This window comes from Candidatus Marivariicella framensis (genome assembly GCF_982709265.1).
This window is the reverse complement of sequence record NZ_CEXPNT010000005.1, coordinates 97,224-104,288: the sequence shown is the minus strand read 5'-3', so window position 1 is coordinate 104,288 and position 7,065 is coordinate 97,224. Positions and strand designations below refer to the sequence as shown.

Sequence of the window (7,065 nt, the reverse complement as noted above, 5' to 3'; positions counted from 1 at the left end):
TTTTGTTTAACAATATAGTCTCATTCCCCCATTTAAAAATAAAATATTAAACAAAGTCACTTTGTCAGACTTGTATTTATAGATTTCTATAAAATATCTTTATATTTAAATATATTATCAAAAACTAATGAAGGAAATAATCAAAAAAACAATTGTAAAGGTACATCTAGTTCTTATTACATTGATATTTTCCTCCTCATTGTTAAGTCAAAATATACCAAATAAATGGGATGAATTGGTTGCGTCTGACTGGGAATTAGCTTTGAAAAAATCAAATTACACTTGCATTCTCCCAATAGGGATCCTAGAAAAACACGGCCCTGGAATACCAATAGGATCGGATCTAATTAGATCTAGAGAATGGGCAAACCGTGCAACTAAAAATGAATACGCTGTTGTTTTCCCAGATTATTTTTACGGCCAAATTAACGAAGCTAAACAGGAATATGGGACTTTTTCACTTCCATCGAAATTAGCTATGGAATTATTAGAAGCTACTACTGCTGAAATAGCCAGAAATGGATTTAAGAAAATTATAATTATTAACAGCCACGGAGGTAATCCACAGATGATTAGATACTTTATCCAAAATCAATTAGAAAAGAAAAAAGACTACATTATATATTTCTTCGAACCTGATATCCCTTTAAAGATTGCTGATCAAATAAAAGCTACTAGAAAATCTGACCCTTCTACTGACCAACACGGAGGTGAAAGAGAGGCTTCGGAGATATTGTACTTAAGACCTGAATTGATTAAATTAAACAGAAGCAATGAGGAGTCTGGAGATAATCAGGCTCGCTTAAAACTACCGAAAACTTTATATACCGCAATTTGGTGGTATGCTTCTTACCCTAATCATTATGCTGGACAAGCCGAATTCGCATCAAAAAAATTAGGCCGTATTGTTACAGAGAACACCGTATCATCTCTTACAAATGCTATTAAAGCTGTTAAAGAAGATAGTATTAGTATAGAGATTCAAAAAGAGTATTTTGAAAAAGTTAAACAATAATTATTTGTATTATATATAAAATTAATAGATAATTTTGTTTAATTAATAGTTAAATAAATTATGAATATTAATCAACGTATTATACTGTTAATTTTATATTCCTTCATCTTATTTATACCAAATAGTTTAATTGCTCAAACTCCAAGTTCAACTGTAACAATTACTCTGAATGATGTTTCAGTTGAAGCGTTAAAAATCGAAATATTACAAACCAAAGCTCCTTATTCAATTAGTGTTTTAGACTTTCGAAAAACTCAAAAAATTAGTCAACAGCTTTCTTTACAGGAATACATAGAAAGTGTTCCGGGTTTATTTACTTTAAATGCTAATAATTTCGCCCAAGATTTAAGAATTTCAATTCGAGGTTTTGGAGCAAGGTCCGCTTTTGGAATTAGAGGAATTAAAATTATTGTTGACGGTATACCTGAAACCACTCCTGATGGTCAAGGCCAATTAGATAATCTCCCAATTGGTTTGATTAATAAAATCGAGGTACTACGAGGTCCTTCAGCAAGCTTGTATGGAAACGCATCAGGAGGTGTAATATATATTAATACTTTGGATAGTCTTTTAGGAGAACATCATTCAGTAAGATCGTTATTTGGCAGTTACAATTTGAAATCACATCAATTAATGAGTTTTTTAAATAATGAGAATACAAGCGCTGTAATTTATTTAAATAACACTCAAACCGATGGATATCGAAATCATAGTGGTCTAAAACAAAATATTTTTAATGTTAAATTGAAACATAAATATTCTTCAAAGTCATTTATCAACTTACAATTTAATTACACAAATAGTCCCATTGCCCAAGATGCCGGTGGTCTTACTTTAAATGAGGTTGAAGGTAATAGAAAACAAGCTAGACAACGTAATTTTGATTATAATACATTTGAAAAAATTGATCAATTAAAAATTGGTCTTAATTGGGTAAAAAAGTTTAGCCCAAAATGGGATCTAAATTCATATACTTTTTTCTCAACAAGAGATTTCTATGGAAAGCTTCCTTTTGAATTTGGAGGAATTATTGATCTGGATAGAAAATATTATGGACTAGGTAGTAGATTAACTTATTCAAAGTCTAATCAAAACCTGTTTCATCAATTCCAAATTGGTTTAGAATCAGCTTTTCAAATCGATGAACGAAATCGTTTTTTAAATTTAAAAGGCATACAAGGAACTAATGTTTTTAGTCAAATAGAAAGTTTTAATAATTTTGCTTTTTATTTTTTAGATGAGATGAGATTTAATAATTGGGTTTTTAGATCAAGCATTCGCTTTGATAATTTATCTATTGGAACTGATAATTTTATTTTTAATAAAAAGTATAATGTTTTTAATCCTAGTTTTGGATTAAGTCGTGAAATAAAAAACAATCAATACTTTTTTATAAACTTTTCTACTAGTTTTGAAACACCTACTTTATCTGAGCTATCAGCTAACCCTTCAGGAAGTGAGGGACTTAACTTAAAACTAGAACCATCAAAGGCGTTTAATTATGAATTAGGGTGGAAAGTGTCAAAACCTAAATTTTTAATAGAAGCAAGCCTGTTTTACATTATGAGTTCAAATGATATTTTACCTTATGAATTAGAAGATTTTCCAGGGCGATCATTTTATAGTAATACAGGAGCCACAAAGAGAATGGGGCTTGAATTATTCACTCAATTAAACTGGAAAGATTTTCAAATTAAGGGGAGTTTTACAAAAGCTAAATATACATTTGATGATGATAAAATAATTGATCAAGGTTTTGAATCTAATGATCTTCCAGGTATTCCTAGAAATCAGTTTTTTTTTAACATTACCCATACATCTAAAAATGAATGGATCACAAAGTTAACTTTTGAAAATATCGGAAATTTTTATGCTAATAATTCTAACACTGTTTTAATAGATTCTTATCAAAAAACTCGATTTCAAATGGGTAAATCATTAAGGCTTAAATGGGGTAAAATTGATCTTTTTGGTGGAGTTAATAATTTATTAAATCTAAAGTATTTTGATAACATTCGCTTAAATGCTTTTGGCTCTCGATATTATGAACCAGCAGCTACAAGAAATATTTTCACAGGATTTTCTTTTAGTTTTTAGTATACATAATCTAATTTATTGTTAGATAAAATATTAATGAGTTTATGATAGTGTAAAATAATGCTGGCAATGTCATTTTTAAAGGATCCCTAATTTTAAACCTTACATAAACAGCCATTATCATTAAAAAAGTGAGTCCGCCAGAAGAAATTATTAATAATTCATCAATAAACAATCCTACTAATAAACCTATCCCTCCAATAAATTGAAATCCACCAATTAAATATCTATAATCTTTATAGCCCCATCTTATATATTCTGAGATCATTCTTTTTGAATTAAAAGATCCTATACCGTAGAATACAAAAGAAACTCCACTAAAAAGAACTAAGAATAAACTTAAATCCATCTGTTATATTATTCCATAATTAACTCCAGCTACAAATAGTGAGAGTATAAGAAGGATAAATGATGGAACATATTTTATCAAGGGGTTTTTAACTTTAATATGTGCTATTTGAGCACAAACCATTAAAAAGGCCATTGATAAAGAAGATGCTAAAACCACCTCATTATAAAAAACACCAACAATTAATAGGGTTGAAAGTGATATTTTAGTAGCTCCAACAATATTTCTAATTATATCAGAAAGGCCATATTGTTCGAACTCTTTAACAATATTATCAAAACGAAAAACCCAAACATTAATAACTGAAACGGCTATAATTATTTGAGAATAAACAGCTAAATTTTCCATGGGTACAATCTATGAAAAATATACATTATCTTTAGTGATATATATATATAATCATGAAATTTTTTTTTAATATCCCAATTATTGTCATAGGATTAGCCCTAATAATTTTAGGGGCTAGGTGGATGATTGTTGATCAGCCCTGGATGTTAGACCAGGTTGCAAATGAAGAGCGTTTAGGTATTACTTTCGATCAATTATTTAATAATGAAATAAATAGTACTTTACCTGATTATCTTAAACAAATATATAGATTTTTTGGTTTATGGGTTGTTGTTATAGGTCTTTTTGTTTTTGGTTTTTCTAGGCCAGTTATGACATCAGACTCAAGAATTAGAGTTTTACTTCTTGTTATTGTTGGAATCATGTGCTACTCTGGATTAGCACTTGCAATTTTTTGGATTCCAAGTTCTCCATTCATTTATCTGGGTTGTACAATGGTAGTTTTACATGTGGCTTCTTTTTATGCCCACATTAATTATAAATAGTGTATTTTTTTTAAAACCCAATAAATAAGGTGAAATTCAGAATAATTTTGGGAGTATATGCATCAATAACTTCACTTTCAATAAATCTAATTTTATTAAGAGTTAGACAAAATATTGATATAATCATAATACCATAACATAAGCATGAAAAAAATAATAAAGATTCGGCATGTATATATAATTTAAATTTATCTAATTTTAAAAATAAATTAAATAATTATGGAAACTTATAAATGTAATATTTGTGGAATGGCTGTAAACGCTAGCTGCTCAAATTGTAATGAACCTTTAATTAACGATTCAATAAAGCTTGATGATGGAAGTACTGTTCAGGTTTCTAAATGTCCTAAGTGTGAGGGTAAAATAAAATCACCTATGTGTTGTGGAAGTGACATGTCTTGTAAGGCTTAATTTTAACTTAATTAAATAATATTTTCTTTTTTGATTAAGTTTAGTGCGGAACCTTCTTTGTACCATTCAATTTGTTGAATATTATAAGTGTGATTTGTCATGATAAGATCCTTTCTGCCATCAGAATGAATAATCTCTATTGATATTTTTTTTCCTGGAGCAAAGTCTTTTAAGTCAATTAAATTAAAAACATCTTCTTCTTCAATAAGATCATAATCTGATTCTTTGTCAAAGGTGATACCTAACATACCCTGTTTTTTTAAATTAGTTTCATGAATTCGGGCAAATGATTTAACTAAAACTACTTTAACACCTAAGTGTCTTGGTTCCATGGCAGCATGCTCTCTTGAAGAGCCTTCACCATAATTATGATCTCCAACAACTATTGTGGAGATATTATTTTTTTTGTATTCTCGTTGAGTATCTGGAACACCACCATAATCACCAGTAAAATGATTCTTAACAAAGTTTGTTTTTTGATTAAAAGCATTTACAGCTCCAATCAAACAATTATTTGAAATATTATCAAGATGACCTCTGTATCTTAACCAAGGCCCTGCCATTGAAATGTGATCTGTTGTGCATTTTCCGTCTGCTTTAATAAGTAATTTAAGATTATTAAGATTTTTTAAATTCCATGGATCAAAAGGAGCTAACAATTCAAGACGTTCCGAATCTTTAGAAATATTAATAACTACTCCAGAGCCATCTGCTATAGGTTCTAAATATCCATTTTCTTTAACATCAAAACCCAATTTGGGTAATTCTAATCCTTGGGGAGGATCAAGTTTGACTTCTTGACCTTCTGAATTAATCAGAGTGTCTTCCATTGGGTTAAAATCTAATCTTCCAGATATTGCAATTGCAGCCACCATTTCAGGTGAAGCTACAAACGCATGAGTGTTTGGATTACCATCTGCTCGTTTGGCAAAATTTCTATTAAATGAATGTATTATTGAATTTTTTTCTTGATTTTCAGAACCATCTCTTGCCCACTGACCTATACATGGTCCACATGCATTTGTAAAAATTTTAGCATCCAGGTCTTCAAATATTTGTAAAAGACCATCTCTTTCTGCAGTATATCTAACTTGTTCAGAGCCGGGATTTATTCCAAATTCAGCCTTGGTAGATAATTTTTTATCCACCGCTTGTTTAGCGATTGAAGCAGCTCTTGAGAGATCTTCATAAGAGGAATTAGTGCAAGATCCGATTAAGCCCCATTCAACTTTCAATGGCCATCCATTTGATTTTACTTTTTCTTTCATTTCTGAAACAGGAGTTGCTAAGTCAGGAGTAAAAGGACCATTAATATGAGGAGTTAGCTCATCTAAGTTTATCTCTATAATTTCGTCAAAATATTTTTCAGGATTTAAATAAACCTCTTTGTCAGCTTTAAGGTGAGACTTAACATTATTTGCAGCATTTGCAATATCGTCTCTTCCTGTAGCTCGAAGATATCTTTCCATAGACTCATCATATCCAAAAGTTGAAGTCGTTGCTCCTACTTCAGCTCCCATATTACAAATAGTTCCTTTTCCAGTACAAGAAATAGCTTCAGCTCCATCTCCAAAATATTCTATTATAGCTCCTGTACCTCCTTTTACTGTCAATATTCCAGCTACTTTTAGGATAATATCTTTAGCAGCAGTCCATCCATTTAATTTTCCAGTTAATTTAACTCCAATTAATTTAGGGAACTTTAATTCCCATGCCATACCTGCCATAACATCAACTGCGTCAGCTCCTCCTACACCAATAGCTAACATCCCAAGTCCTCCAGCATTAACTGTATGCGAATCAGTCCCTATCATCATTCCGCCTGGAAAAGCATAATTTTCAAGAACCACCTGATGAATGATGCCTGCGCCAGGTTTCCAGAATCCAATTCCATATTTATTTGAAACAGACTCTAAAAAGTTAAAAACTTCAGAACTTGAAGAGTTAGCAGCTTTTAAATCATCAAATGCACCTGATTTTGCTTGAATTAAATGATCACAGTGAACTGTTGTTGGAACAGCTACTTTATCTTTTCCTGCTTGCATGAATTGTAATAAAGCCATTTGTGCAGTTGCGTCTTGACAGGCAATTCTATCTGGGGCAAAATCAACATAGTCTAATCCTCTTTTGTATATTCCAGATAATTTATTTTTCCAAATATGAGAATATAATATTTTTTCAGAGACTGTTAATGGTCGCTTTAAAAGGGATCTAATTTCAGAAATTTTTTCATCTAAACTAGCATAATGATTTCTGATCATTTCAATGTCAAAGGCCATAATTTAAATATGTTTTCATGATTTATAGATAGCTAAAATACATTATTTATTGTGCATGTAAAAGGTCACTTATATAAAATT

Annotated in this window: 7 protein-coding genes; 4 read left to right on the top strand and 3 right to left on the bottom strand. The window is 30.3% G+C overall.

All coding sequences use genetic code 11. The features are described from left to right. Positions 1 to 127 precede the first annotated feature (127 nt). Positions 128 to 1,015, top strand: coding sequence for a creatininase family protein (locus AC34EU_RS03230; protein WP_489696050.1), 888 nt, complete (start codon positions 128 to 130; stop codon positions 1,013 to 1,015). Between the two features lie 60 nt (positions 1,016 to 1,075). Next, complete coding sequence (locus AC34EU_RS03225) at positions 1,076 to 3,112, top strand: TonB-dependent receptor family protein (RefSeq protein ID WP_487533724.1); 2,037 nt, start codon at positions 1,076 to 1,078, stop codon at positions 3,110 to 3,112. Between the two features lie 10 nt (positions 3,113 to 3,122). Here the strand turns inward: AC34EU_RS03225 and AC34EU_RS03220 are convergent, their stop codons facing one another. Both AC34EU_RS03220 and AC34EU_RS03215 read right to left on the bottom strand, forming a co-directional pair. Further along, on the bottom strand, positions 3,123 to 3,461 hold the full coding sequence (locus AC34EU_RS03220; protein ID WP_489666986.1) for a DoxX family protein: 339 nt from the start codon (positions 3,459 to 3,461) through the stop codon (positions 3,123 to 3,125). Between the two features lie 3 nt (positions 3,462 to 3,464). After that, positions 3,465 to 3,809: a DoxX family protein gene (locus tag AC34EU_RS03215; protein WP_487533722.1), complete on the bottom strand. Its 345-nt coding sequence runs from the start codon at positions 3,807 to 3,809 to the stop codon at positions 3,465 to 3,467. A gap of 53 nt (positions 3,810 to 3,862) precedes the next feature. On the opposite strand from AC34EU_RS03215, the gene AC34EU_RS03210 reads away from it, so the two are divergent. Both AC34EU_RS03210 and AC34EU_RS03205 read left to right on the top strand, forming a co-directional pair. Continuing rightward, the gene (locus tag AC34EU_RS03210) at positions 3,863 to 4,294 is read left to right on the top strand and encodes a hypothetical protein (protein WP_487533721.1); all 432 of its coding nucleotides are present in this window, start codon (positions 3,863 to 3,865) and stop codon (positions 4,292 to 4,294) included. Positions 4,295 to 4,513: 219 nt separating this feature from the next. Then, positions 4,514 to 4,705: a hypothetical protein gene (locus tag AC34EU_RS03205; RefSeq protein ID WP_487533720.1), complete on the top strand. Its 192-nt coding sequence runs from the start codon at positions 4,514 to 4,516 to the stop codon at positions 4,703 to 4,705. Positions 4,706 to 4,716: 11 nt separating this feature from the next. Here the strand turns inward: AC34EU_RS03205 and AC34EU_RS03200 are convergent, their stop codons facing one another. Then, a complete protein-coding gene (locus AC34EU_RS03200; RefSeq protein WP_489696049.1) occupies positions 4,717 to 6,984 on the bottom strand; it encodes an aconitate hydratase in 2,268 nt (755 codons plus the stop codon). Positions 6,985 to 7,065 lie beyond the last annotated feature (81 nt).